This is a genomic window from Mesorhizobium sp. Pch-S (assembly GCF_004136315.1).
In the GTDB taxonomy this organism is placed as follows: Bacteria; Pseudomonadota; Alphaproteobacteria; order Rhizobiales; family Rhizobiaceae; genus Mesorhizobium.
The window spans coordinates 2,172,446-2,196,513 of record NZ_CP029562.1 but is presented as its reverse complement, the minus strand read 5'-3'; the positions used below and the strand labels follow the sequence as shown (position 1 = coordinate 2,196,513).

The window sequence follows — 24,068 nt, the reverse complement described above, 5'->3', positions numbered from 1 at the left end:
TATTATGACTGGCTTTTCGCTGTCCGATCTCGAGGCGACCATTCGCGAGCGTGCGCATTCCGGCGATCCGGAATCGTGGACGGCCAAGCTTTATGCGCGCGGCATGGACAAGGCCGCGCAAAAGCTCGGCGAAGAGGCCGTCGAGACCGTCATCGCCGCCATCAAGGGTGACCGGCAGGGGCTCGTTTCGGAAAGCGCCGATCTCCTCTATCATTGGCTGGTGGTGCTCGGCATCGCGGGTGTGCCGCTGGATGACGTTCTGGCGGAACTCGAACGCCGGACCGGGCGTTCAGGCATCACCGAGAAGGCTTCGCGGGGCGGGCGGGACTGATGCTGGAAAGGGCGGGGATCTCGATGGACCAGCTCACGCCGACCGAGAAATATTCTCCCTATCTTTTCTTTTCCGCCGACGACTGGGCCAAATTCCGCGCCGACACGCCGCTGACGCTCGGCAGGGACGAGATCGACAGGCTGCGCTCGCTGAACGACCCGGTCGATCTCGAGGAAGTCACCCGCATCTATCTGTCGATGTCGCGCCTGCTTTCGGCGCATGTCGAATCCAGCCAGATGCTGTTTCGCCAGCGCCAGGCCTTCTTCAACAAGGCCAGTGTGGTCAAGACGCCCTACATCATCGGCATCGCCGGTTCCGTGGCGGTCGGCAAGTCGACCACCGCGCGCGTTCTGAAGGAGCTGCTCGCGCGCTGGCCGTCGAGCCCGAAGGTCGACCTGGTCACCACCGACGGTTTTCTCCTTCCCAATGAAGTGCTGCGCCGCGACCGGCTGATGGAGCGCAAGGGTTTTCCTGACAGCTACGACGTCGGAGCGCTGCTGCGTTTCCTGTCATCGATCAAGTCGGGTGAACGCGACGTGCGCGCACCGCTTTACTCGCACCTGACCTATGACGTGCTTCCGGGCGCCTATGTCACCATCGATCGGCCCGACATCCTGATCTTCGAAGGCATCAACGTGCTGCAGCCCGGCAGGCTGCCGATGGACGGCAAGTTCGTGCCATTCCTGTCGGACTTCTTCGACTTCTCGATCTACATCGACGCCGAGGAAGAGCTCATCCACGAATGGTACATCGCCCGCTTCATGCGGCTGCGCGAAACCGCCTTCCGCAATCCGGAATCCTTCTTCCATCGCTATTCGCAATTGTCGGAGACCGCCGCTCGCGCCATCGCCGAGGGCCTTTGGGCCAACATCAACCTCAAGAACCTGCGCGAGAACATCCTGCCGACACGCCCACGCGCCGATCTCATCCTGCGCAAGGGCGCCAACCACCTGGTCGAGGAAGTGGCGCTGCGAAAGCTCTAGAGCATTTTGTAGCCAAGTGGAATCACTTGGCGTTACAAGAATGCGGTGAAAACAAAACCTTAGAGCGTTCCGCGTTTCCGTGAAAAACGGAAACGCTCTGGTCTTCCACGGACGAAATCAGGGCTTCGTCACGCGCCGCAGGGTCAGGTTGATCCGCCCGCCGTTCTTCAGCAGCGCCGAGGTCATCGGATAGATGCGGTCGACGCCATGGAAGGCGAGGCGGCCATCGCCACCCAGCACGACAACATCGCCCGATTTCAGCCTGAACGACACCGTCTTGCCGTCGCGTGCCGTCTGGCCGACGCGGAACAGGCAATCGTCGCCGAGCGAGATCGAGACCACCGGCCGGCGAATTCCTGCTCGTCGCGATCCTGGTGCAGCCCCATCTTGGCGTCGGCCGTGTAGAAATTGACGAGGCAGGCTTCCGGCGGATGCGGATAGCCTGAAACCTCACGCCACAGCGCAAGCAGGCTTTCCGGGATGGCGGGCCACGGCTTTCCGGTCGCCGGATGCGTCGCCTGGTAGCGATAGCCCTGCTCCTTGTCCGTGACCCAGCCGAGCGCACCGCAATTGGTCATGCGCACGCTCATCTCCTTGCCGGTACGTGGCATGGCAGGCACATAGAGCGGTGCTTCCTGCACGACGGCGCGTACGGCCTCGACCAGGGCTTCCTGGGCCGGGCGCGCGAGATGGCCGGGCATGTGGCGGACGCCTTTGGGCAGGACGAGCATGGCAGGTTCCAGATTCGCGTGGTGATGGTGCGGCACAACAATGCACCTGCCAACGAAAAACGGCGACCCGAAAGCCGCCGTCTTGTCGTTTTGACCCGTATAGCGGGATCAGGAAAGTTCAGGGATGCGCAGGACCTGACCCGGATAGATCTTGTCGGGATGGGTGAGCATCGGCTTGTTGGCTTCGAAAATCAGCGGATTCTTGGCGCCATTGCCCTTCCCATACTGGGCCTCGGCGATCTTCCACAGATTGTCGCCCTTCTTCACGGTATAGAAAACCGGGGCCTTGGCAGGTGCTGCGGTGGCGGTATCGGCGCCAACCTTGAGCTCGTCCGCCTGGACTTTCGAAACACCCAGCGTGTTGCCGACGGCAATCACGGCCTTCTCGAAGATCGACTGGTCCTTGACCTCGCCCTTCAAAACGGCCGTGTCGCCCTTGATCTCGACCTGCACGCCGTCGGTGCCGAGCTTGTGCGAATCCAGTTCCTTTTTCAGCGTGCCGGCGTCTGGCGCTGCTTCCTCATCGTCGCCAATGCCGAGCTTCTTGCCGACGCCTTTGACGAAATCGAAAATTCCCATTGGAACGCCTCCATGCCTGTTGAGCGGGAGCGCCAACTTTGCATCTGAACGCTTCGATGGGAAGTCACGTTGCGGAACGCTGCTGTTATTCTTCTAGTCATCGCCAACCCTGCCGCGAAGTTTTTTGACGGTTGAGCGTCCGGCCTTGCTTTTCAGACGCCGCTCGACCGCGCCCTTGCTGGGCTTGGTCTTCTTGCGCGGCGGCGGCGGCGGTTCAGCGGCCTTCGCCACCAATGCCGTCAGTCGGGAACGGGCATCGGCGCGGTTCTGTTCCTGGGTGCGGAAACGCCCGGCTTCGATGACGATGACGCCGTCCTTGGTGGCGCGCTGGCCGGCAAAGCGGATGACGCGGTCGCGCACGCGCTCGGAAAGGCCTTCAGCAAGTACAGCGTTGAAGCGCAGTTGCACCGCGGTGGCGACCTTGTTCACGTTCTGCCCGCCAGGACCGGAAGAGCGGATGAAACTCTCTTCCAGGTCGTCGGGGTGGATGATCGCCTCTGCGCTGACCCTGATGATGTCGTCATTTGCCATGACACAGTGATGGCGCGGCTGCGGCGAAAAGAAAAGGGCCCGACCGAAATCGAGCCCGTTGGAGGCAGAACTGGGATAGGAAGCTTCGCGGAGCTTACTCCGCTGCTTCCTGTACACGCGGCGCGGCGCCACGCACGGCCGCATCGACGTGATCTTCGAACTTGCCGAAATTGTCGATGAACATGCCGACCAGCTTGGCGGCCTGGCGGTCGTAGCCGGCCTTGTCGGCCCAGGTCGAACGCGGGTCGAGGATGGCACCGTCGACACCCTCCACGGCCACCGGCACCTCGAAGCCGAAATTCGGGTCGGTGCGGAACGCGGCCTGGTTGAGGGAGCCGTTCAGCGCGGCGGTGAGCAGTGCGCGGGTCGCCTTGATCGGCATGCGGCGGCCGGTGCCATAGGCGCCGCCGGTCCAGCCGGTGTTGACCAGCCAGCAATCGACGCCGTGACGCGCGATCAGTTCGCGCAGCAGGTTTCCGTATTCCGAAGGATGCCGCGGCATGAACGGCGCGCCGAAGCAGGTCGAGAATGTCGCCTCGGGTTCGGTCACGCCCTTTTCCGTGCCGGCAACCTTGGCTGTGTAACCCGACAGGAAGTGGTACATCGCCTGTGCCGGCGTCAGCCTGGCGATCGGCGGCATCACGCCGAAAGCGTCCGCCGTCAGCATGATGATGTTCTTCGGATGGCTGGCGCGGCCACTGGCGCTGGCATTCGGAATGAAATTCAGCGGATAGGCGCAGCGCGTGTTCTCGGTCAGCCGGCCGTCGTCGAAATCCGGGACGCGCTGGTCGTCGAGGATGACGTTCTCCAGCACTGTGCCGAAGCGCCGGGTGGTTGCGAAGATTTCCGGCTCGGCCTCGGCCGAAAGCTTGATGGTCTTGGCGTAGCAGCCGCCTTCGAAGTTGAAGATGCCGTGCGGTCCCCAGCCATGCTCGTCGTCGCCGATCAGCGTGCGCGACGGATCGGCCGAGAGCGTGGTCTTGCCGGTGCCGGACAGCCCGAAGAACACGGCGGCATCGCCATCCGGGCCTTCATTGGCCGAGCAGTGCATCGGCATGACGCCCTGTTCCGGCAGCAGGTAATTCAGGGCGGTGAACACCGACTTCTTCATCTCGCCGGCATAGGAGGTACCGCCGATCAGCACGATCATGCGCGTCAGATCGAGTGCGATCATGGTCTCGGTACGCGAGCCATGGCGGGCCGGGTCGGCGCGGAAGGACGGCAGGTCGATGATCGTCATCTTCGGCAGGAAGCTGGCCAGAGCTTCCGTCTCGGGACGGATCAGCAGGTTGCGGATGAACAGCGAGTGCCAGGCGAACTCGGTGATGACGCGGGTCGGCAGGCTGAGTTCCGTGTCGGCACCGCCGACGAGATCCTGCACATAGAGATCCTTGTCGGCCGCATGTGCCAGGAAGTCGGCAAGCAGCGTGTCGAACTGGGCCGGAGTGATGGCCTTGTTGTTGTTCCACCAGACGGTGTCTTCCGTCTTGGCGTCGCGCACCACGAACTTGTCCTTGGGCGAACGGCCGGTGTGCTGGCCGGTCTCGGCGACGAGGGCGCCATGAGCGGTCAATTTCGCCTCGTTGCGGCGCAGCGCTTCTTCATAGAGCTCGGCAGCCCCGAAATTGTAGCGCACCGTGCCTGTCGTCTTCAGGCCAATCGCGTCGAGTCCGCATGCGGGGTTACGCTTGCCGCGTTCCGCCATCGATATTCTCCCTGTTGATTGTCGCTTCGGTGGTTGCCCCAGGATCGGGTGATCCAAGCTTCGGAAAATGGCCAAAATCAGAAAAAGCAAACGATATCAAATCATTAATCGATTTAAAAATTTTGAAAGATGTTTAAATCGTTTAAAAGCGTGAAAATTGCGGGTTGTCCCCAAGGGGCGGCCAAAGGATCGGGCAGCGCCCGGCGTCCAATCTTGACGAAGTGATGGCGGAGGGCTCGTTGTGGACATAAGCGCTTAGCCGATGTAGGACGGCTTGCGGCGTGCCACATTTTGTACCCAATTTGTCCTGCAAAAGCCCCTTCCTACGGTATGAAGGGACACCCGCTTATGAGGGAGCCGCTGGAAATGGCGACTATCGCGCTGGTCGATGACGACCGCAACATCCTGACGTCGGTTTCGATTGCCTTGGAATCGGAAGGATATCGGGTCGAAACCTATACGGATGGCGCGTCCGCGCTCGAGGGGCTTGCGGCGCGTCCGCCGAACCTCGCGATCCTGGATATCAAGATGCCGCGCATGGACGGCATGGAACTGCTGCGCCGTCTGCGCCAGAAGACCGACCTCCCGGTCATCTTCCTGACGTCCAAGGACGACGAGATCGACGAGCTGTTCGGCCTGAAGATGGGCGCCGACGACTTCATCAAGAAGCCGTTCTCGCAGCGTCTTCTGGTGGAGCGCGTGCGTGCGGTTCTGCGCCGCACCAGCGCCCGCGAGGCGGCCGCCAAGGCGCCGGCGCAGGCGTCGCGTTCGCTGGAGCGCGGCCAGCTGGTCATGGACCAGGAGCGTCACACCTGCACCTGGAAGGGCGAGCCCGTCGTGCTCACCGTCACCGAATTCCTGATCCTGCATTCGCTGGCGCAGCGACCGGGCGTTGTGAAAAGCCGTGATGCGCTGATGGATTCGGCCTATGATGAGCAGGTCTATGTCGACGACCGCACCATCGACAGCCACATCAAGCGGCTGCGCAAGAAGTTCAAGGCCGTCGACGACGACTTCGAGATGATCGAAACGCTTTACGGGGTCGGCTACCGGTTCCGCGAAGCCTGAGATTGACCGGGATCCGATGGCAGCAGAGGTAGAGCGGAACAGGCCTTCGGCCACGCGGCGGTCGTCGCGTATCCTGCCCGCAGCCTTGTCGAGGGTAACGGTGCCGATGCGCCGTTTCCTCGGCCATCACATCTTTTCCAGCCTCACCCGGCGCATCCTCTTCCTCAACCTCGCCGGCCTCGCCGTGCTGGTCGTCGGTATTCTCTATCTCAACACGTTCCGCGACGGCCTGATCGACGCGCGCGTCGAAAGCCTGATGACGCAGGGCGAGATCATCGCCGGTGCCATCGCGGCATCGGCCACGGTGGAGACCGATGCCATCCGCATCGATCCGGAAAAGCTGCTTGAGCTGCAGGCCGGCGAGAGCCTCGGCCCTTCGGCGGATCAGCTCGACAATCTCGATTTTCCGATCAATCCCGAGCGCGTGGCGCCGGTTCTGCGGCGGCTGATTTCGCCGACCCGCACCCGCGCCCGCATCTACGACCGCGACGCCAACCTGCTGCTCGATTCCAGGCATCTGTATTCAAAGGGCCAGATCCTGCGCTACGACCTGCCGCCGACCGAGGAGGAAGAGCCCAGTTTCGCCGAGCGCGCGCAGAAATTCGTCTTCGACATTTTCTCCAACCACTCGCTGCCGGTCTACAAGGAGCAGCCCGGCGGCAATGGTGCCGCCTTCCCCGAGGTGGTGAAGGCGCTGACGGGTGGTCCGTCGACATTCGTGCGGGTTAGTGAAAAGGGCGAGCAGATCGTCTCGGTCGCGGTGCCGATCCAGCGATTCCGGGCGGTGCTCGGCGTGCTGATGCTGTCCACCGAGGGCGGCGACATTGACAAGATCGTGGCGGCCGAACGCAAGGCGATCCTGCGCGTTTTCGGCGTTGCAGCGCTGGTGACGGCCATCCTCTCGATGCTGCTTGCCTCCACCATCGCCAATCCGCTGCGCCGGCTGTCGGCTGCTGCGGTGCGTGTGCGCCGTTCGATCAAGAATCGCGAGGAGATTCCCGACTTCTCCGACCGCCAGGACGAGATCGGCAACCTGTCGATCGCGGTGCGCGACATGACCAATGCGCTTTATGCCCGCATCGAGGCGATCGAAAGTTTCGCCGCCGATGTCTCGCACGAGCTGAAGAACCCGCTGACGTCGCTGCGCAGTGCCGTGGAGACTCTGCCGCTGGCCAAGAACGAGACCTCGCGCGGCCGGCTGATGGAAGTGATCCAGCATGACGTCAGGCGGCTGGACCGCCTCATCACCGACATCTCCGATGCTTCCCGCCTCGACGCCGAACTGGCACGCGACGATGCGGCCAGGGTCGATTTCAAGCAGTTCGTTTCCGATCTGGTCAGCGTTTCACGTGAGGCTTCCCACCACAAGAAATCGGTCGAGATCGAACTCACGGTCGCCAAGCTGCCGCAGGGCGCCAAGGGGTATTACGTGCAGGGCCATGACCTGCGCCTCGGCCAGGTCATCACCAATCTGATCGAGAATGCGCGTTCGTTCGTGCCCGACGGTCACGGCCAGATCACGCTGTCGCTTGCCAGGTCGGGCAAGTTCAACATCCTCACGGTTGACGACAACGGTCCGGGCATCCGCGCCGAGAACATCGAGCGCATCTTCGAACGGTTCTACACCGATCGGCCCGCCGGCGAGGCGTTCGGGCAGAATTCGGGCCTTGGCCTGTCGATCAGCCGGCAGATCGTCGAGGCTCATGGTGGCACGCTGACAGCCGAGAACATCCCCGGCACCAAGCCGGGCGAGATCCGGGGCGCCCGCTTCCTCGTCGCCCTGCCGGCTGAAGGCTGAGCGCCTTGGCCGCAGACGAGGCAAAGCCTGCGCCGAACATCCACGGCACCGCGCTGCTGGCCGGAGATCGCGGCATTCTCATCACCGGTGCATCGGGGTCGGGAAAATCGACGCTGGCTCTGGCGCTGGTCGGCCATTTTCGGGAGCAGGGCCTGTTTTCGCGACTGATCGCCGATGACCAGCTTTTCATTTCCAGCCATGACGGCCGGCTGCTTTGTGCCGCCCCTCCCGCCATCGCCGGCCTGGCCGAGGTTGCCGGCATCGGTCCGCAGCCGGTGGCGTATGAGCCGGAGGCGTTGATCGATCTGTGTGTGCGGCTGGTTCCGGACCACGAGATGCAGCGGTTTCAGGCTGCCGCAACCATTGCCATCGCCGGCTGCGAGATCCCCGCGCTCGACGTTGCAGCCCGCAACGTCACCGCTGCTCTGGCAGCGATTTCGACGCGGCTGTCGATCGCGTCTTTTCGATGACGCAACGGAACTTTTATGCTGCAATGCGTCAAAATGGCTCGCACTGGCGCAAATTGGGGCTTGTCAACGCGACTTGCGTCGACAAGATAGCGCTCCCGCCGTCTGGACAGATGGCGAGAATAAGATGCGCCTGTGAAGGGGCCATGACGGGAGCCGCCAAAGAATGATCGGACTCGTGCTCGTGACGCACGGTCGACTGGCCGACGAGTTCCGCCTTGCCGTGGAACACGTCGTGGGACCGCAGGACAATTTCGAAACCGTTGCGATCGGTGCCGAAGACGATATGGAGCAGCGCCGCAGCGACATCGTCGAAGCGGTAAGGCGTGTCGACACTGGCGCCGGCGTCATCCTGCTGACCGACATGTTCGGGGGCACTCCGTCCAATCTCGCCATTTCGGTGATGGAGGCGAGCCGCATCGAAGTCATTGCCGGCATGAACCTGCCCATGCTGATCAAGCTCTCCAGCGTCCGCAAGAGCGACAACATGGTCACGGCGCTCGACGAGGCGCAGACAGCCGGTCGCAAGTACATCAACGTCGCCAGCCAGCTCCTGACCAGCAAATGAACACCATGTCCTCCGATGCCGGCTATGTTGTCCGCGACATGCGGATCATCAACCAGCGCGGACTGCATGCCCGTGCCTCCGCCAAGTTCGTCCAGGTGGCGGGCAGCTTCGAAGCCGACGTCCATGTCGAGAAGGATGGCACCAAGGTCGGCGGCACCTCGATCATGGGGCTGATGATGCTGGCTGCCAGCCCCGGCTGCTCGATCCGCGTCACCGCCAAGGGGCGCGAGGCGGCCCAGGTGATCGCCGCGCTCGACGAACTCGTCGCCTCGAAATTCGGCGAAGAGATCTGACGGGCACGAAGCCGGTCTTTGGCGGGTTTGAGTCCGCCGCGCCATATGCGCAGATAAAGATTTCTTTATATCCCGTTGTCTGTTTCGGCCTGATCTGCTAGGCAGTCGCCAACGCCGCGTTCATCTTTTGCGCCATCCGGCGCAGGCGCGTCAGCACAGCAAATCAACCGGAGCACCGCCATGACGGGTAGCAAGGACTATGTGATCGCCGATATTTCGCTTGCCGGCTGGGGCCGCAAGGAAATCGAGATCGCCGAGACGGAAATGCCGGGCCTGATGGCCTGCCGCGAGGAATTCGGCGAGAAGAAGCCGCTCAAGGGCGCCCGCATCACCGGCTCCCTGCATATGACCATCCAGACCGCGGTGCTGATCGAGACGCTGAAGGCGCTCGGCGCGGAAATCCGCTGGGCTTCCTGCAACATCTTCTCGACCCAGGACCACGCGGCAGCGGCGATCGCCGAGTCCGGCATCCCGGTTTTCGCCGTCAAGGGCGAGTCGCTCGAGGAATACTGGGAATACACCGACAAGATCTTCCAGTGGGCCGATGGCGGCGTCTCCAACATGATCCTCGATGATGGCGGCGACGCCACCATGTACATCCTGATCGGCGCCCGCGCCGAGGCCGGCGAGGACGTGCTGTCGAAGCCGGGCAGCGAGGAAGAGGAAATCCTGTTCGCGCAGATCAAAAAGCGCCTGAAGGCTTCCCCCGGCTTCTTCACCAAGCAGCGCGAGGCGATCCGCGGCGTCACCGAGGAAACCACCACGGGCGTCAACCGCCTCTACCAGCTGCAGAAGAAGGGCCTGCTGCCGTTCCCGGCGATCAACGTCAACGACTCGGTCACCAAGTCGAAGTTCGACAACAAGTACGGCTGCAAGGAATCGCTGGTCGACGGCATCCGTCGCGGTACCGACGTGATGATGGCCGGCAAGGTCGCCGTGGTCTGCGGTTATGGCGATGTCGGCAAAGGCTCGGCAGCGTCGCTCTCCGGCGCCGGCGCTCGCGTGAAGGTCACCGAAGTCGACCCGATCTGCGCGTTGCAGGCTGCCATGGACGGCTTCGAGGTGGTCACGCTGGAGGATGCCGCTCCGACCGCGGACATCGTCATCACCACCACCGGCAACAAGGATGTCGTGACGCTCGACCACATGCGCGCCATGAAGGACATGGTGATCGTTGGCAATATCGGCCACTTCGACAATGAGATCCAGGTTGCCTCGCTGCGCAACCTGAAATGGACCAATGTCAAGCCGCAGGTCGACATGATCTCGTTCCCGGACGGCAAGCGCATGATCCTGCTGTCGGAGGGCCGCCTGCTCAATCTCGGCAATGCCACCGGCCATCCGAGCTTCGTGATGTCGGCTTCCTTCACCAACCAGGTGCTGGCACAGATCGAGCTTTGGACGCAGCCCGGCAAATACGAAAACAAGGTCTACACGCTGCCGAAGCATCTTGATGAGAAGGTGGCTCGCCTGCATCTCGGCAAGCTCGGCGCCAAGCTCACGGAACTGTCCGGCGAGCAGGCCTCCTATATCGGCGTGACGCCGCAGGGCCCTTATAAGCCGGAACACTACCGCTATTAACCTTATCTGATTTTGCTACAAGATATTGAGGCCGGGCGATTGACATTTCGCCCGGCCTTATTTTTGCGGAATCGCCGCCTTCCCGTCGATTCGGCGAGCAGGTATTGTGAGGTGATTCGCGAAGCTTCCTGCTCGCGCGCGGCCGTGATCCGGTCCGGCTCAAGGCACGATGCGCGGGTTTCCGGTAAAGGAGCGTTCTTTGCGTGTCCGGGGCGGACCACGCAGTGCTCCGGATTCGGGACGATGGCGGGTCGGGGGGCGGCTTGCATTCAGGCGGAGAGGACCAGCATATGCCGGGGGAAGACCCGCACGAGGCGGGACAGGCCGTAACCGGCGGCAAAGAGGATTCGGCGATCATCGATCGCCTCGCGGCAGCCAGCATCCGGCTCGCGCCGCGCCGACGTTTTTCGCGCCTGCTTGGCGGCACGGCGCTGTTCCTTCCCTTCGGCAACCTGGCCGCCCAGGCCCAGGAAACCACGGTCAAGGCCACCAGCCTGCCGATAGGTACCATCGAAGTCATCCAGCTGGCCGTCACTGTCGGCGTGCTCGGCGCAGCACTGATCTCCGCCATCGTGCTGATCCGGGAGCGCCAGCGCACCGCGGTCGAGAATGCCGATCTGCGCGCCCGCCTCGCCGATGCCAATGTCTCGCTGCAGCGCTCCGAGGCGATGCTCAACCTGCGTGACCAGCGTGTCGTCGTGTGGTCTGCGGACAACAGGAAGTCGGACATCGTCGGCAGCCTGCCGATCGAAACAGGCGCGCCGGATGAACGCGCCGCGTTCCTCGCCTTCGGGCGCTGGCTGATGCCACGTTCTGCCGCGGCACTGGAGAATGCGATCGCCGTGTTGCGCGAGAAGGGGACCTCTTTCGACCTCGTCGCGGAGACCCAGGCCGGTGCACCGCTCGACGTACAGGGGCGCAAGAGTGCCGCGCACGCCATCGTGCGGTTCGTTTCGCTGTCGGAAACACAGCGCAATCTGGCGCGGCTCAGGCTGGAACACCAGCAAATCGCAACCGAACACGACACCATGCTTGGTCTGTTCGACGCGCTGAAAATGCCGTTCTGGCTGCGTGGCGCCGATGGTCGCCTGAAGTGGGTGAACCGTGCCTACTGGAGCGCCGTCGAGGCCACTGACCGTGAAGCCGCCCTGAGGGATGGCCGCGAATTCCTCGGCGGACAGGCGCGCGACGCCATCATCAGCCAGCACCAGCAGCGGCCGGTGTTCGAACAGACGCTGTCGACCGTCATTGCCGGCGACCGGCACGTCTTCTCGGTTACCGATGTCGCCGGCACCGAAGGGTCGGCTGGCCTTGCTTATGATGTCAGTGCCGCCGACACCGTGCGCGAGGAATATGAGCGCACCGTGCGCAGTCATGCCGATACGCTCGATCAGCTCAACACGGCAGTCGCGATTTTCGACGCCGATGAGAAGCTGCGCTTCTACAATCAGGCCTTCCAGAAACTGTGGGGACTGGATACCGCCTTCCTCGTCAGCACGCCCGACAATGCGCTGCTGCTGGATCGGCTGCGCAGCGGCGGCAAGATCGCGGAGCAGCCGGAATGGCGCCGCTGGAAAGAAAGCCTGCTGTCGGCATACCGTTCGGTCGAGCCGGTCGAACACTGGTGGCATCTGCCCGATGGCAAGACCATCCGCGTGGTCGGCAATCCGCAGCCGAAGGGCGGTGTCACCTGGGTCTTCGAGAACCTGACGGAAAAGATCGATCTCGAGAGCCGCTATCAGACGGCCGTGCGCGTGCAGGGCGAAACGCTCGACAATCTGGCCGAGGGCGTTGTGGTGTTCGGGCCGGACGGCCGGCTGCGGCTGTCCAATCCGGCCTTCGCCGCGATGTGGGCCTTGCCGAACGATGCGGCGCAGCCAGGCATCCACGTCTCGCTGATCCGCGACCTATGCGCCACGCGTGCCGCGGACGGGCCCTGGGCCGGCTTTGTTGCAGCAGTGACCGGTTTCGACGACGAACGCCGCGACCGTCATGGCCAGGTCACGCTGGAAGACGGCAGCACGCTGCGCTATGCCGTCATCCACCTGCCGAATGGCCAGGTGATGCTGACATTCGTCGATGTCACCGACAGCGTGAATGTCGAGCGGGCGCTGAAGGAGAAGAACGACGCGCTGCTCAAATCGGATCAGCTGAAGAATGAGTTCGTCCAGCACGTCTCCTACGAACTGCGCTCGCCGCTGACCAACATCATCGGCTTCACCGAATTGCTGTCCCTGCCAGCGACAGGCCCGCTGACAACAAGGCAGCAGGAATATCTCGACCATATCGGCTCGTCGTCCTCGGTTCTGCTGACCATCGTCAACGACATCCTCGACCTTGCCACCGTCGATGCCGGCATCATGCAGCTGGAGATTTCCGAGGTTAAGGTGGAGAGCACCGTGGCGGCTGCCGCGGAACTGGTCGCCGACCGGCTGGCGGAGCACTCGATCCGGCTGGGCGTGGACATCGCCGCGGCGCCCAAGAGCTTCCACGGCGACGAGACCCGCGTGCGGCAGATCCTCTACAACCTGCTCAGCAATGCCGCCAACTATGCGCCGGAGAAGAGCACGATCGCGCTGACCTGCCGCGAAACCGCGGAAGGCGTGGAATTCTCCGTTCATGACGACGGGCCCGGCATGCCGCCGGACGTTCTCGATTCCGTGTTCCGCCGTTTCGAACCGCGCGTGAACGGCGGTCGTCGGCGTGGCGCCGGTCTCGGGCTCTCCATCGTCAAGAGCTTCGTGGAACTGCATGGCGGCACCGTGCGCATCGAGACTGGCGAAAACCGCGGCACGACGGTGATCTGCCTGTTTCCGGCAGCTCCGGCCGGCATCCGCGCTGCGGCCGAATAGCATTGCCGATGCTGGAGCGGTTTCTTGGCGAAGAAGCGGCGACGATGCGTCTCGGCGAGGATCTCGCCATGGCCTTGCGGCCGGGCGACGTGCTGGCACTGCATGGTGATCTCGGCGCCGGCAAGTCGACACTGGCGCGCGCGCTGATCCGGGCGCTGGCCGACGACACCGCGCTCGAGGTGCCGAGCCCTACCTTCACCCTGGTGCAGAGCTACGACACACGCGTGCCGGTGCATCACTTCGATCTCTATCGGCTGTCATCTTCCGACGAACTGGAAGAACTCGGTTTCCCCGACGTGCTGAAGGATGGCGCTGCTCTGATCGAATGGCCCGAGCGTGCAGACGATCGCTTGCCGGACAGCACGATCGCCGTCGAGCTTGTGCACCAGGATGACGGCCGTTCGGTGCGTATCCTGGGCGACGGTGCAACTTACCAGCGCATAACGCGATCACTGGCCATGCGCGATTTCCTGGAGCGTTACGGCTGGGGCGCGGCACGGCGGCGGCATTTCGTCGGCGACGCCTCGGCGCGCTCCTATGAAATCGTTTCGCTGGCTGACCATGTGCCACGGGTCCTGATGAACTCGCCGCGGCTGGTGCTCGGCCCGCCGGTACGCGACGGCAAGCCTTACGCCGAGATCGCCCATACCGCGCAGACAGTTGCCGCTTTCATCGGCGTCGACAGGCTGCTTCGCGAGGCAGGCGTCGCCGCGCCTGAAATCCATGCGCAGGATCTCGACGACGGCTTCCTGCTCATCGACCATCTGGGAACCGAGGGCCTGCTCACTGCCGACGGTGCTCCCATCCTGGAGCGCTATGCGCTGGTTTCCGAATTGCTTGCCTTCATGCATCGGCAGCACTGGTCCGATCGCATCGCCGTGGCGCCGGACACATTCCACGTCGTGCCTCCCTTCGACCGCGATGCGATGCTGATCGAGGCAGAACTGTTGATAGACTGGTATCTGCCCGCCATTCGCGGACAGTCGGCAAGCGAGGCGGAGCGGGATGCGTTTCGTGCCGCCTGGAGTACCGTGCTGGACCGTCTGGGCGGGGGCGAACCGAGCTTGATGCTGCGCGACGTGCAGTCTCCGAACTTCATCTGGCGTGGAGACCGTACCGGCTTCGACAGGCTCGGCGTCATCGATTTCCAGGACGCGCTGATCGGCCCTTCGGCCTACGACGTCGCATCGCTCGCACTCGATCCGCGCGTCACCATCGAGCCAGCGTTCGAGCATGCTGTCGTCGAGGTCTATGCCGCTGCCCGTACCGCAGCTGGAGGTTTTGACAGAGCGGCTTTCGAGGTGGCCTATGCCATCATGGGGGCGCAGCGACATTCGAAGATACTGGGGATTTTCGTGCGCCTCGACCGGCGCGACGGCAAGCCGTTCTACCTGAAGCATCTGCCGCGTATCCGCGACTATCTCCGCCGGCTTCTGGTCCACCCGGCTCTGGCCGAGGTGCGGGCTCTCTACGATCGGCTCGGCGTGCTCGAGGAGCCGGCTTGATGGCCGCCGAACGTCCCGCAACAGCGATGGTGCTCGCCGCCGGGCTCGGCAAGCGCATGCGGCCGATCACCGATACCATCCCGAAGCCGCTGGTGCCGATCGCCGGCAAGACCTTGCTCGACTGGGGCCTCGACAGCCTGCAACAGGTCGGTGTCGAAAAGGCGGTGGTCAACGTCCACTACCTGCCGGACCAGATCGTCCGCCATGTCGCAGCGCGCGCCCGGCCGCGGATCGTCATTTCGGATGAAAGCGAGCGCCTGCTGGATTCGGCTGGCGGCATCGTCAAGGCGCTGCCCGAACTCGGCAGCAAGCCTTTCTACATCGTCAACGCGGACACGTTCTGGCTCGATGCCGGCAAGCCCAATCTCGAACGGCTCGCCCTTGCCTGGGATGGTTCGGCGATGGATATTCTGCTGATGCTGGCAGAACTCCCTTCCACTACCGGCCATTCGGGCGGCACCGATTTCCTGATAACGCCGGACGGCCGCCTGTCTCGCGCCAAGGGCGACCCGACCGGGCTGATCTATGCCGGCGCGGCCATCGCCGATCCGGCTCTCTTCGAAGCCGTTGCCACCGAGCCGCACTCGCTCAACGCCTATTTCGACCGCGCCATCGCTGCCGGCAGGCTGTTCGGCCTGGTGATGCAAGGCCACTGGATCACCGTCGGCACGCCGGATGCCATCGCCCCGGCGGAAGCCGCAGTCGCAAGGGCCTTCGCGGAGGCGCCCCGCGTGGACGTGTCCCGCGCAGACACGCAATGAGCGGATCGTCCCGCGTCTCTACCCCTCGTGTCTTTACGATTGCGCCAGGTTCGCCGTTCCTGTCGACGCTCGCCGACGCGCTGATCGAAGGTCGCCTCATCCCGGGGTTCCGGCATGGCGGCGATCCCCTGGCGCTGGCCGGCACGACCCTCTATGTGCCGACGCGCCGCGCCGCGCGCGCGCTGCGCGGCGTTTTCGCCGAACGTCTGGGCGGAGCCTCGACCATCCTCCCGGTCATCAAACCGCTCGGTGAATTCGACGAGGACGAAGCGGCCTTCGACCAGGAGGCCGAGGACGCTGGCGCCATCGACCTTGCGCCGCCCGTCGCCGCCCTCGAAAGGCTTTTGTTGCTGGCGCCGCTGGTGCGCGCCTGGAAACGCCATCTCCCGGCCCATGTCGCGGCCCTTTTCGACGAGGAGGTCGTCGTTCCAGCTTCGGCGGCGGACGCCGTATGGCTGGCGCGCGACCTCGCCCGGTTGATGGATGAGATCGAGACGGAAGGTTCCGACTGGGCGCGGCTTGCCGGGCTGGTCGAAGGCAATCTCGCCGGCTGGTGGCAGGTGACGCTGGATTTCCTGAAGATCGTCACCGAAGCCTGGCCGGGTATCTTGGCCGAGCGCGATCGTTCCAACCCGGCGGCACATCGCAGCGCGCTGATCCGGCTGGAGGCTGAGCGCCTCAGGCGCAATCCGCCGCCCGGCCCGGTGATTGCCGCCGGTTCCACCGGCTCGATCCCCGCCACCGCCGACCTTCTGGCGGTGATCGCGGGTCTGCCGAATGGTGCTGTCGTGTTGCCCGGCCTCGATACGGCGATCGACCAGCCGTCCTTCGACGCCCTCACCGCGCCGGATCCCCGGCCGGCGCTGCTCGGACACCCGCAATATGGTCTCGCCAGGCTGATCGGCAGGATCGGCATCCTGCGTCGCGATGTCGAGGAGATCGGCAGGGCTGACAATGCTCTGGTCCGGCGTGCGGCGCTGGTCTCCGAGGCGCTGCGGCCGGCCGAAACCACCGAATTGTGGACCGAGACGCGGGCAGGTTTCGAGGCGTCGCAGATTTCCGCTGCCTTGCATGGGGTCACGCTGGTGGAAGCCGCCAACGAACGCGACGAGGCGGCCTGCATCGCGCTTGCCTTGCGCCGTGCGGTCGCCGAGCCGGGCCATCGTGCGGCCCTGGTCACCGGTGATCGCGCACTGGCGCGCCGTGTCTCCGCCGAATTGCTGCGGCTCGGCATCGTCGCCGATGATTCAGGCGGCCGGCCGCTGGCCGATACGCCTCCGGCCAGCCTGCTGCGGTTGCTGCTCGACACGGTGCTGCGGCCGGGCGACCCGGTAGCGATCCTGGCGCTGCTCAAGCATCCGCTGCTCGGTCTCGGCCTGCCGCGTGCCGACGTGCGGCGTGCTGCCGAGACGGTCGAACTGGTGACCCTGCGTGGCGGCACCGGTCGGCCCGATATCGTTTCGCTGGCCGGGCTGTTCGAGGCCCGCTGGACGCTGGCGCAGGAAGCCGAACGCCGGCCTTTCTGGCTGGCGCGGCTGTCGGCAAAACGCATCGAGGAGGCGCATGTCCTGCTTTCGCGCCTGGCCGATGCCCTTGCGCCGCTGGCGGCCTGCCGCGACGAGCCGGAAAGCGATGTCGCATCCCTGGTGCGTGCGAGCGTGGTCGCGCTGGAGGCGCTTGGCCGATCCGAGGATGGCACGCTCTCGGCTCTCTATGATGGCGATGCCGGCGAGAAGCTGGCTGATCTGCTGCGCGGCCTTGTCGGCGCCGATGCGGTCTTCACGCTTTCGCCGCAGGAGTGGCCCGACGTGGCGATGGCGCTGATCGCGCCGGAAATGGTCAAGCCGGCGCGCGGCGCCGAGGCGGCGATCGCCATCTGGGGCACGCTGGAAGCCCGCCTGCTACATGTCGACACGCTCATTGTCGGCGGTCTCAACGAAGGTGTCTGGCCGCGCAAGCCGGAAGGTGACCGTTTCATGTCGCGGCTGATGAAGACCGGCATCGACCTGGAACCGCCGGAGCGGCGCATAGGCCTCGCTGCCCACGATTTCCAGATGGCGATGGGCGCGCCAACCGTCGTGCTCACGCGTTCGGCGCGCGCCGGAGATGCGCCCGCCGTTGCGTCGCGCTGGCTGCAGCGGCTGCTCACCTTCGTCGGCAGGGAACAGGCGGAACCGCTGCGCCGGCGCGGCAATGAACTGCTTGCCTGGGCGAGAGGTCTCGATGCCGGTCCGAAGGTGGATTTTGCATCCAGGCCGCAACCCAGACCGCCCCTGGAAAGCCGGCCGCAGCACTTCTCGGTGACCGAGATCGAAACCTTGCGGCGCGATCCCTACGCCGTCTATGCCCGCCGCATCCTGAAGCTGATGCCACTTGAGCCGGTGATCCGCGATCCCGGTGCCGCCGAGCGCGGCACGCTGTTCCACGCCATCCTGCATCACTTCTCGCAGGCGGTGGCCGATCCGCGCGCGCCGGAAGCGCTTGGCATGCTCCTCGATGCCGGTCGCGCCTGTTTTGCCGAGGCCGCACTTCCGGCCGATGTCGAAGCCGTCTGGTGGCCGCGCTTCGAGAAACTGGCATCCGGCATCATCGAGTGGGAGCGTTCGCGGGCAGACAATGTCGTGCGCCGGCAGTCGGAAGAACGCGCCGAGAAGACGGTTGTCGGGCAGTCCGGCATCACCTTGTCCGGTTACGCCGACCGGGTCGACATTCTTGCTGCCGGCATGGCCGATATTCTCGATTTCAAGACCGGGTCTTCACCGTCGAAGGCGCAGGCACATACCTTGCTGGCGCCACAGCTGGCATTGGAGGCCGCTCTCCTGAAGCGCGGCGCTTTCCGCGATGTCGGCGCACGCGAGCCGGCCGAACTCGCTTTCGTCCGGCTCAAGGCCAATGGCGAGGTCGAGCAGGAGTCGATCCTCGAATACAACCGCAAGCCGCGCACCGCGTCCGACCTCGGCGAGGAGGCCTGGGCAAGGCTCGAAAAGCTGCTGCTTCACTATGCCGATCCGCAGACCGGCTACCTGTCTCGGGCCTTGCCTTTCCGTGAAGGCGAGACCGACGGCGATTATGATCACCTCGCCCGTGTCCTGGAATGGTCTGCCGGCGGCGATGGCCCGGATGAAGGAGGGGAGGCTTGAAGAAGCTTTATCCCATTCCCTCCGGCACCGCCGAAAGCCAGGCACGTGCCTCGGACCCCCGCACATCCGCCTGGGTGTCGGCCAATGCCGGTTCCGGCAAGACCCATGTGCTGGCGCAGCGCGTCATCCGCCTTTTGCTGCGCGGCACGGATCCGTCGAAGATTCTCTGCCTGACCTATACGCGCGCCGCCGCGGCCAATATGTCGAACCGCGTCTTCTCGACCCTGTCGGAATGGACCGTCCTGCCCGATGCCGATCTGGAGAAGAAGATAGCAGCGCTCGACGGCCACACCCCCGACGGCGAAACGATGCGCCGGGCGCGGCGGTTGTTCGCGGAGGCGCTTGAGACGCCGGGCGGCCTGAAGATCCAGACCATCCACGCCTTCTGCGAATCGGTGCTGCATCAGTTCCCGCTGGAAGCCAACATCGCAGCGCATTTCGAAATGCTCGACTCGCAGATGGAGCAGGCGCTGTTGGCGCAGGCACGGCGCGACATGATCACCGGCGCCGGTGCGCCGGGCGGCGTTGAACTGGCCGAGGCCTTTGCTACCGTGCTCGAGCGCGGCGGCGAGAAAGGTCTGGACGATCTCCTGTCCGAAATCATGCGCAAGCGCGACGGTCTGCGTGGTTTCATCGATGCCGTCGGCGGTGATGGTCATGGCTTCCGCCTGCTTTTCGACGAGTTCGGTTTTGGCCCTGGTGACACGGCTGCAGGCATAGCCGCTTCTCTGTGGCCACTGCCGGGATTCGAGCCCGGCTATTTCGCGGCCTTCGTGCACGCCGCCGAGGCGACCGATGCCCGGTCCGTGCTCAACAACATCGTGCCTTATGCGTCGCTCGGCTTCAGCGAACTCGACCCGGTACGGAGATTGCCGCTGCTCGCGAAGGGCTTCCTGCGTTCGGATGGCGATCCTTACGACCCGCTGAAGGCATTCAAGAAAGCGCTGCTCGACCGGCTGCCCGACCTGCCGGAAAGGTACGAGGCTGCCGCCGCCGCCATTGTCCGCACCGCCGACCGACTGGCGCTGTTTCGCATGCTGGAAGGCACCGTCGCCGCACTGACGGTCGCCGACTGGCTGATCAGCCGCTACGAGCAGCTGAAGCGCGGCCGCGGCTTCCTCGATTTCAACGATCTCATCACGCGCACCGTCAACCTGTTGTCGCGCACCGACGCCGGCCCCTGGGTGCAATACAAGCTCGACCAGGGGATCGACCACATCCTGCTCGATGAGGCGCAGGACACCAGCCCGGATCAATGGGGCGTCGTCCGTCGTCTGGCCGAGGAGTTCTTTGCCGGCGAAGGTGCGCGACTGGTGCGTCGCACGGTCTTTGCCGTCGGCGACGAGAAACAGTCGATCTACTCCTTCCAGGGCGCGGCGCCGGATTCCTTCCACGAGAGCCGGCAGCTGTTCGCGCGCCGCGTGCGGGAAGCCGAAGCGAGCTTTGCCGATCTGAAGCTGACCTGGTCGTTCCGCTCGACCGGCGACGTGCTGGCCGCCGTCGATCGCGTCTTCGCCGCGCCGGAGACGCGCCGTGGCATCAGCAACGATCCCGATCCGCTCGACCACAAGGCGATCCGCAACGACGCGCCGGGTTATGTCGAGGTTTGGCCATCGCTCGGGGCGGATGTGATCGAGGAGCCCGACGACTGGACGCTGCCGGTCAACCATGTCAGCGCGCCGGCTGTCCGGCTGGCCGAGCAGATAGCCAGGACCGTCAAGCGCTGGATCGACCGCAGCGAGGTCATCGAGGGTAAGGGCCGCAAGCTGAAGGCCGGCGACGTCGTCGTGCTGGTGCGCAAGCGCGACCGCTTCGTGCATGCGCTGTCGCGGAGCCTGAAGGAGAAAGGCATCCCGGTTGCCGGCGCCGACAGGCTGAGCCTGCCGGGCCATATCGCGGTGAAGGATCTGGTGGCGCTTGGCCGCTTCCTGATCCAGTCGCAGGACGACCTTTCGCTGGCGGCATTGCTGCGCAGCCCGATCTTCGACCTGACCGAAGAGACCTTGTTCGAGCTTGCCGCGTATCGCAGCGGCGGCACCTCGCTCTACAGGACACTGCGCGCCGCCGCGGAAAGCGATGAAACGCTGGCAAGCGTCGTCGCGCAGCTCGATGCCTGGGCCAACGAGGTCGCTTTCAAGCCGGTGTTCGAGTTCTATGCCGGGCTGCTCGCGCGGGATGGCGTGAGGCGCAGGATGATCGCCCGGCTGGGACCGGAAGCCGGCGACATCCTCGACGAGTTCCTCAATTTCTGCCTGGCCGAAGAACGCGCCGGCCTGCCGGGACTGGAAGCCTTCCTGTCGACGCTGGAAAATGCCGGCCCCGAGATCAAGCGCGAGATGGACCAGACCCGCGACGAGGTTCGGGTGATGACGGTGCACGCCGCCAAGGGCCTGGAGGCGCCGGTGGTCTTCCTGGTCGATGGCGGTGCCGCACCCTTCAGCGACCAGCATCTGCCGCGGCTGATGCCGTTCGACGGCTCCGGCAGGCATTGGCCCGGCAAGGGCTTCCTGTGGCGTTCGGCCGCCGAAGTCGCCAACGGTTTCTCCCAATCCGTCGCCGCACACGCCCGGGATCTCGCCGACGACGAATACCGTCGGCTGCTTTATGTCGGCATGACCCGTGCCGAGGACAGGCTGATCGTCTGTGGTTACCACGGCAAGCGCACACCCAGCCCAGGCACCTGGCATTCCCTGGTGATGCGGGCTCTCGCCGGCGCCGAAGAGACCGCAAGTCGCCCGCATCCGGTCGACGAAGGCGATGTGTTTCGCTTCCGCTGGACGAAGTTTCCGCCGCTCGTCGCCGCGGAAGCCGGCGAGCAGCTGGAGGCAGAAACCTTTGCCTCGGTACCGGCGTCCCTGTTCGAGCCCCTGCCGGTGGTCGAAGACCTGCCGCGGCCGCTGTCGCCGTCCGGCGCATCGGCGCTGATCGACGAGACGACCGAGCCGATCCCCGACCGTCGTTCACCGGTGCTGGATGCCGGCAGCGAGCCCGGAATGGCAGTGCGGCGCGGCCTTGCCATGCACAAGCTGCTGCAGATGTTGCCCGACCTCGCGCAAGAACAGCACATGGCTGCGGCCCGTCGTTATCTGGCGCGGGCCGGCAGCGACTGGGCGGAGGCTGACCGTGAACAGGCGCTGGCATCGGTTGCCAGCATCCTTGCCGATCCGCTTTTCGCGCCGCTGTTTGCGTCCGGCTCACGTGCGGAAGTCGCGGTGATGGGCAGCCTGACGGTGAAAGGCAAGCCGCGCATCATATCGGGCAAGATCGACCGGCTGGCGGTCGGTGCCGACAGGGTCTTCATCGTCGACTACAAGACCAATCGCCCGGCGCCTGCGACATTGGCCGACGTGCCGACGGCCTACATCCTGCAGCTCTCGCTCTACCGCGCCCTGTTGAAACCGCTCTATCCTGGCAGGGAAGTCGCGGCCGGCCTGCTTTTCACCGAAGCGCCGCGGCTGATCGAGCTCCCGGCGATGGTTATGGACGACGCCCTTGCCCGACTCACCGAGGCGTGACACAAACTCTGCTTGAATGGAGCTGCCTGCAGCACCACATCTAGCACAACGAAACATCCGAAAGGACTTGGCTATGGCCACCGTCAAGGTCGACAACAACAATTTCCGCGCTGATGTGCTTGAGGCCAATGTGCCGGTCGTCGTCGATTTCTGGGCCGAATGGTGCGGCCCCTGCAAGATGATCGCTCCGGCGCTGGAAGACATCGCGAGCGAACTCGGCGCCAAGGTCAAGGTCGCCAAGCTCAACATCGATGAGAACCCGGAACTTGCCGCGCAGTTCGGCGTGCGCTCGATCCCGACCCTGATGATCTTCAAGGGTGGCGAAGTGGCCGACATCAAGGTTGGCGCCGCGCCTAAGACCGCGCTGTCGCACTGGATCAACGGCGCCGTCGCCTGATCCCGCCACAGCATTGATCAAAAGCCCGGCTTCGTGCCGGGCTTTTTGTTTGCCCCCACCGAACCCTGGTACTGGCCCTCGCATCGCGACGTCAGATGGCTTTTCCCTTTTCCCTGGAGCGTTTCTGTCTTTTACGGAAACATTGCTCCGGGGAGGAGAAGCACATGACCGGAATCGCCAAAGCCACCGTCTTCATCGACAACGAACGTGTCATCGTCACCGAGTATCGTTTCGCGCCGGGCGCCAATACGGGCTGGCACCGCCATGGCCACGACTATGTCGTCGTGCCGCTGATGGACGGCAAGGTGAAACTGCTGACCAGGGACGGCGAGAGTTTCGCCGAGATGAAGAAGGGCGTGCCCTATTTCCGTGGCGAAGGCGTCGAGCACGATGTCATCAACGCCAATGACGGCGAATACGCCTTCATCGAAATCGAGCTGAAATAGACGGATCGTGACTTCGGCAGCCATCTTGCGTGCGCCTGACGGGGCGTCATGGGTCTAGGACCTCTTGTTGTCTTTGTCGGCTTTGCGGCCGTCGCCGCCTATGTCCAGACGCTGACGGGCTTTGCCTTCGGCCTGGTCATGATGGGCGCGGTCGCGCTTGTCGGCCTGCTGCCGCTGCCGGATGCCGCTGCGATGGTCGGCATGCTGACCCTGGTCAACGCCACCCAGATGCTGGTCCAGGGTGGTTGGCGTGACGTTGCACCTCGGGAGTTGCGGCTGATCCTGGTTGCGAGCCTGCCTTCTCTGCTCCTGGGTTATGCATTGCTGGAGTGGCTTGCGGACACGCGTGCAGACCTCCTCAAGATCGGGCTCGGCCTGGTCATCATGCTGTCCAGCCTGCAACTCGCCGTCAGGCCGGCCGGATTGGCAAGACGCTCATCCAATGCGAGCTTCGTCGGATTCGGCATGGTCTCGGGCCTGATGAGCGGGCTGTTTGCGACTGGCGGCCCTCCGCTCGTCTATCATCTCTTCCGTCAGCCTTTGTCGCATGCGCGCATCCGCGAAACGCTGGTCACCGCTTTCGGCGTGGCGCAGGCAGTCCGGCTCGTGGTGGTGGTGGCAAGCGGCAACATGCCGTCCATGTCGCCTGTCGCGCTGATCCTGGCCATACCGACGGTGATGCTGATGACCTATGCAGCGCGCCGCTGGCCGCCGTCCTTGTCGCAACAGGCGATGCGAAGGATCGTTTTCGTCCTGCTCTTCCTGTCAGGCCTGTCGCTGGCGCTGCCAGCCGCCCTGCATCTCGTGGCTTAGGGTC

The 24,068-nt window shown here is 64.4% G+C and carries 19 protein-coding genes and 1 pseudogene; 16 read left to right on the top strand and 4 right to left on the bottom strand.

The window, feature by feature from the left end; all coding sequences use genetic code 11:
• Nucleotides 1–4 precede the first annotated feature (4 nt).
• On the top strand, nucleotides 5–331 hold the full coding sequence (locus C1M53_RS10020; RefSeq protein ID WP_129412116.1) for a phosphoribosyl-ATP diphosphatase: 327 nt from the start codon (nucleotides 5–7) through the stop codon (nucleotides 329–331).
• On the top strand, nucleotides 331–1,314 hold the full coding sequence (gene coaA / locus C1M53_RS10015; protein ID WP_186307203.1) for a type I pantothenate kinase: 984 nt from the start codon (nucleotides 331–333) through the stop codon (nucleotides 1,312–1,314). Before C1M53_RS10020 ends, coaA begins: the two co-directional genes overlap by 1 nt.
• A gap of 117 nt (nucleotides 1,315–1,431) precedes the next feature.
• Here coaA and C1M53_RS10010 read toward each other — a convergent pair.
• The 4 genes and pseudogenes from C1M53_RS10010 to C1M53_RS09995 form a co-directional block, all read right to left on the bottom strand.
• Nucleotides 1,432–2,045: pseudogene (locus tag C1M53_RS10010) on the bottom strand (alpha-ketoglutarate-dependent dioxygenase AlkB).
• Nucleotides 2,046–2,153: 108 nt separating this feature from the next.
• Nucleotides 2,154–2,624, bottom strand: a complete 471-nt coding sequence (gene lysM / locus C1M53_RS10005) for a peptidoglycan-binding protein LysM (protein ID WP_129412114.1) — start codon at nucleotides 2,622–2,624, stop codon at nucleotides 2,154–2,156.
• A 93-nt stretch (nucleotides 2,625–2,717) separates the two neighbouring features.
• A complete protein-coding gene (gene arfB / locus C1M53_RS10000) occupies nucleotides 2,718–3,155 on the bottom strand; it encodes an alternative ribosome rescue aminoacyl-tRNA hydrolase ArfB (RefSeq protein WP_129412113.1) in 438 nt (145 codons plus the stop codon).
• Between the two features lie 94 nt (nucleotides 3,156–3,249).
• Nucleotides 3,250–4,860 carry a phosphoenolpyruvate carboxykinase gene (locus tag C1M53_RS09995; RefSeq protein WP_129412112.1) on the bottom strand — a complete coding sequence of 537 codons (1,611 nt, stop codon included), beginning with the start codon at nucleotides 4,858–4,860 and terminating at the stop codon, nucleotides 3,250–3,252.
• A gap of 366 nt (nucleotides 4,861–5,226) precedes the next feature.
• Here C1M53_RS09995 and C1M53_RS09990 point away from each other — a divergent pair, with 366 nt between their 5' ends.
• From C1M53_RS09990 to C1M53_RS09925, 14 genes are all read left to right on the top strand, one after another.
• A complete protein-coding gene (locus C1M53_RS09990; RefSeq protein ID WP_129412111.1) occupies nucleotides 5,227–5,928 on the top strand; it encodes a response regulator transcription factor in 702 nt (233 codons plus the stop codon).
• A 16-nt stretch (nucleotides 5,929–5,944) separates the two neighbouring features.
• Nucleotides 5,945–7,726: a sensor histidine kinase gene (locus C1M53_RS09985; RefSeq protein WP_129412110.1), complete on the top strand. Its 1,782-nt coding sequence runs from the start codon at nucleotides 5,945–5,947 to the stop codon at nucleotides 7,724–7,726.
• 5 nt (nucleotides 7,727–7,731) lie between these two features.
• Complete coding sequence (locus tag C1M53_RS09980; RefSeq protein ID WP_129412109.1) at nucleotides 7,732–8,196, top strand: HPr kinase/phosphatase C-terminal domain-containing protein; 465 nt, start codon at nucleotides 7,732–7,734, stop codon at nucleotides 8,194–8,196.
• Nucleotides 8,197–8,359: 163 nt separating this feature from the next.
• On the top strand, nucleotides 8,360–8,761 hold the full coding sequence (locus tag C1M53_RS09975) for a PTS sugar transporter subunit IIA (protein WP_129412108.1): 402 nt from the start codon (nucleotides 8,360–8,362) through the stop codon (nucleotides 8,759–8,761).
• The gene (locus tag C1M53_RS09970; RefSeq protein WP_129412107.1) at nucleotides 8,758–9,054 is read left to right on the top strand and encodes an HPr family phosphocarrier protein; all 297 of its coding nucleotides are present in this window, start codon (nucleotides 8,758–8,760) and stop codon (nucleotides 9,052–9,054) included. The genes C1M53_RS09975 and C1M53_RS09970 overlap by 4 nt, the downstream gene beginning before the upstream one ends.
• 180 nt (nucleotides 9,055–9,234) lie before the next feature.
• The gene (ahcY, locus tag C1M53_RS09965; RefSeq protein WP_129412106.1) at nucleotides 9,235–10,635 is read left to right on the top strand and encodes an adenosylhomocysteinase; all 1,401 of its coding nucleotides are present in this window, start codon (nucleotides 9,235–9,237) and stop codon (nucleotides 10,633–10,635) included.
• A gap of 290 nt (nucleotides 10,636–10,925) precedes the next feature.
• On the top strand, nucleotides 10,926–13,487 hold the full coding sequence (locus C1M53_RS09960) for a PAS domain-containing sensor histidine kinase (RefSeq protein WP_129412105.1): 2,562 nt from the start codon (nucleotides 10,926–10,928) through the stop codon (nucleotides 13,485–13,487).
• An 8-nt stretch (nucleotides 13,488–13,495) separates the two neighbouring features.
• Entirely contained in the window at nucleotides 13,496–14,992 is a 1,497-nt protein-coding gene (gene tsaE, locus C1M53_RS09955; protein ID WP_245488507.1) for a tRNA (adenosine(37)-N6)-threonylcarbamoyltransferase complex ATPase subunit type 1 TsaE, read from the top strand.
• A complete protein-coding gene (locus C1M53_RS09950; RefSeq protein WP_245488506.1) occupies nucleotides 14,992–15,753 on the top strand; it encodes a nucleotidyltransferase family protein in 762 nt (253 codons plus the stop codon). Before tsaE ends, C1M53_RS09950 begins: the two co-directional genes overlap by 1 nt.
• A complete protein-coding gene (addB, locus tag C1M53_RS09945) occupies nucleotides 15,750–18,893 on the top strand; it encodes a double-strand break repair protein AddB (RefSeq protein ID WP_129412103.1) in 3,144 nt (1,047 codons plus the stop codon). The genes C1M53_RS09950 and addB overlap by 4 nt, the downstream gene beginning before the upstream one ends.
• Complete coding sequence (addA, locus tag C1M53_RS09940; protein ID WP_129412102.1) at nucleotides 18,890–22,408, top strand: double-strand break repair helicase AddA; 3,519 nt, start codon at nucleotides 18,890–18,892, stop codon at nucleotides 22,406–22,408. Before addB ends, addA begins: the two co-directional genes overlap by 4 nt.
• Before the next feature lie 73 nt (nucleotides 22,409–22,481).
• Entirely contained in the window at nucleotides 22,482–22,805 is a 324-nt protein-coding gene (gene trxA / locus C1M53_RS09935; RefSeq protein ID WP_024924257.1) for a thioredoxin, read from the top strand.
• A gap of 164 nt (nucleotides 22,806–22,969) precedes the next feature.
• A complete protein-coding gene (locus tag C1M53_RS09930) occupies nucleotides 22,970–23,251 on the top strand; it encodes a cupin domain-containing protein (protein ID WP_129412101.1) in 282 nt (93 codons plus the stop codon).
• Nucleotides 23,252–23,299: 48 nt separating this feature from the next.
• Nucleotides 23,300–24,064: a sulfite exporter TauE/SafE family protein gene (locus C1M53_RS09925; RefSeq protein WP_129412100.1), complete on the top strand. Its 765-nt coding sequence runs from the start codon at nucleotides 23,300–23,302 to the stop codon at nucleotides 24,062–24,064.
• The last annotated feature ends 4 nt before the right edge of the window (nucleotides 24,065–24,068 follow it).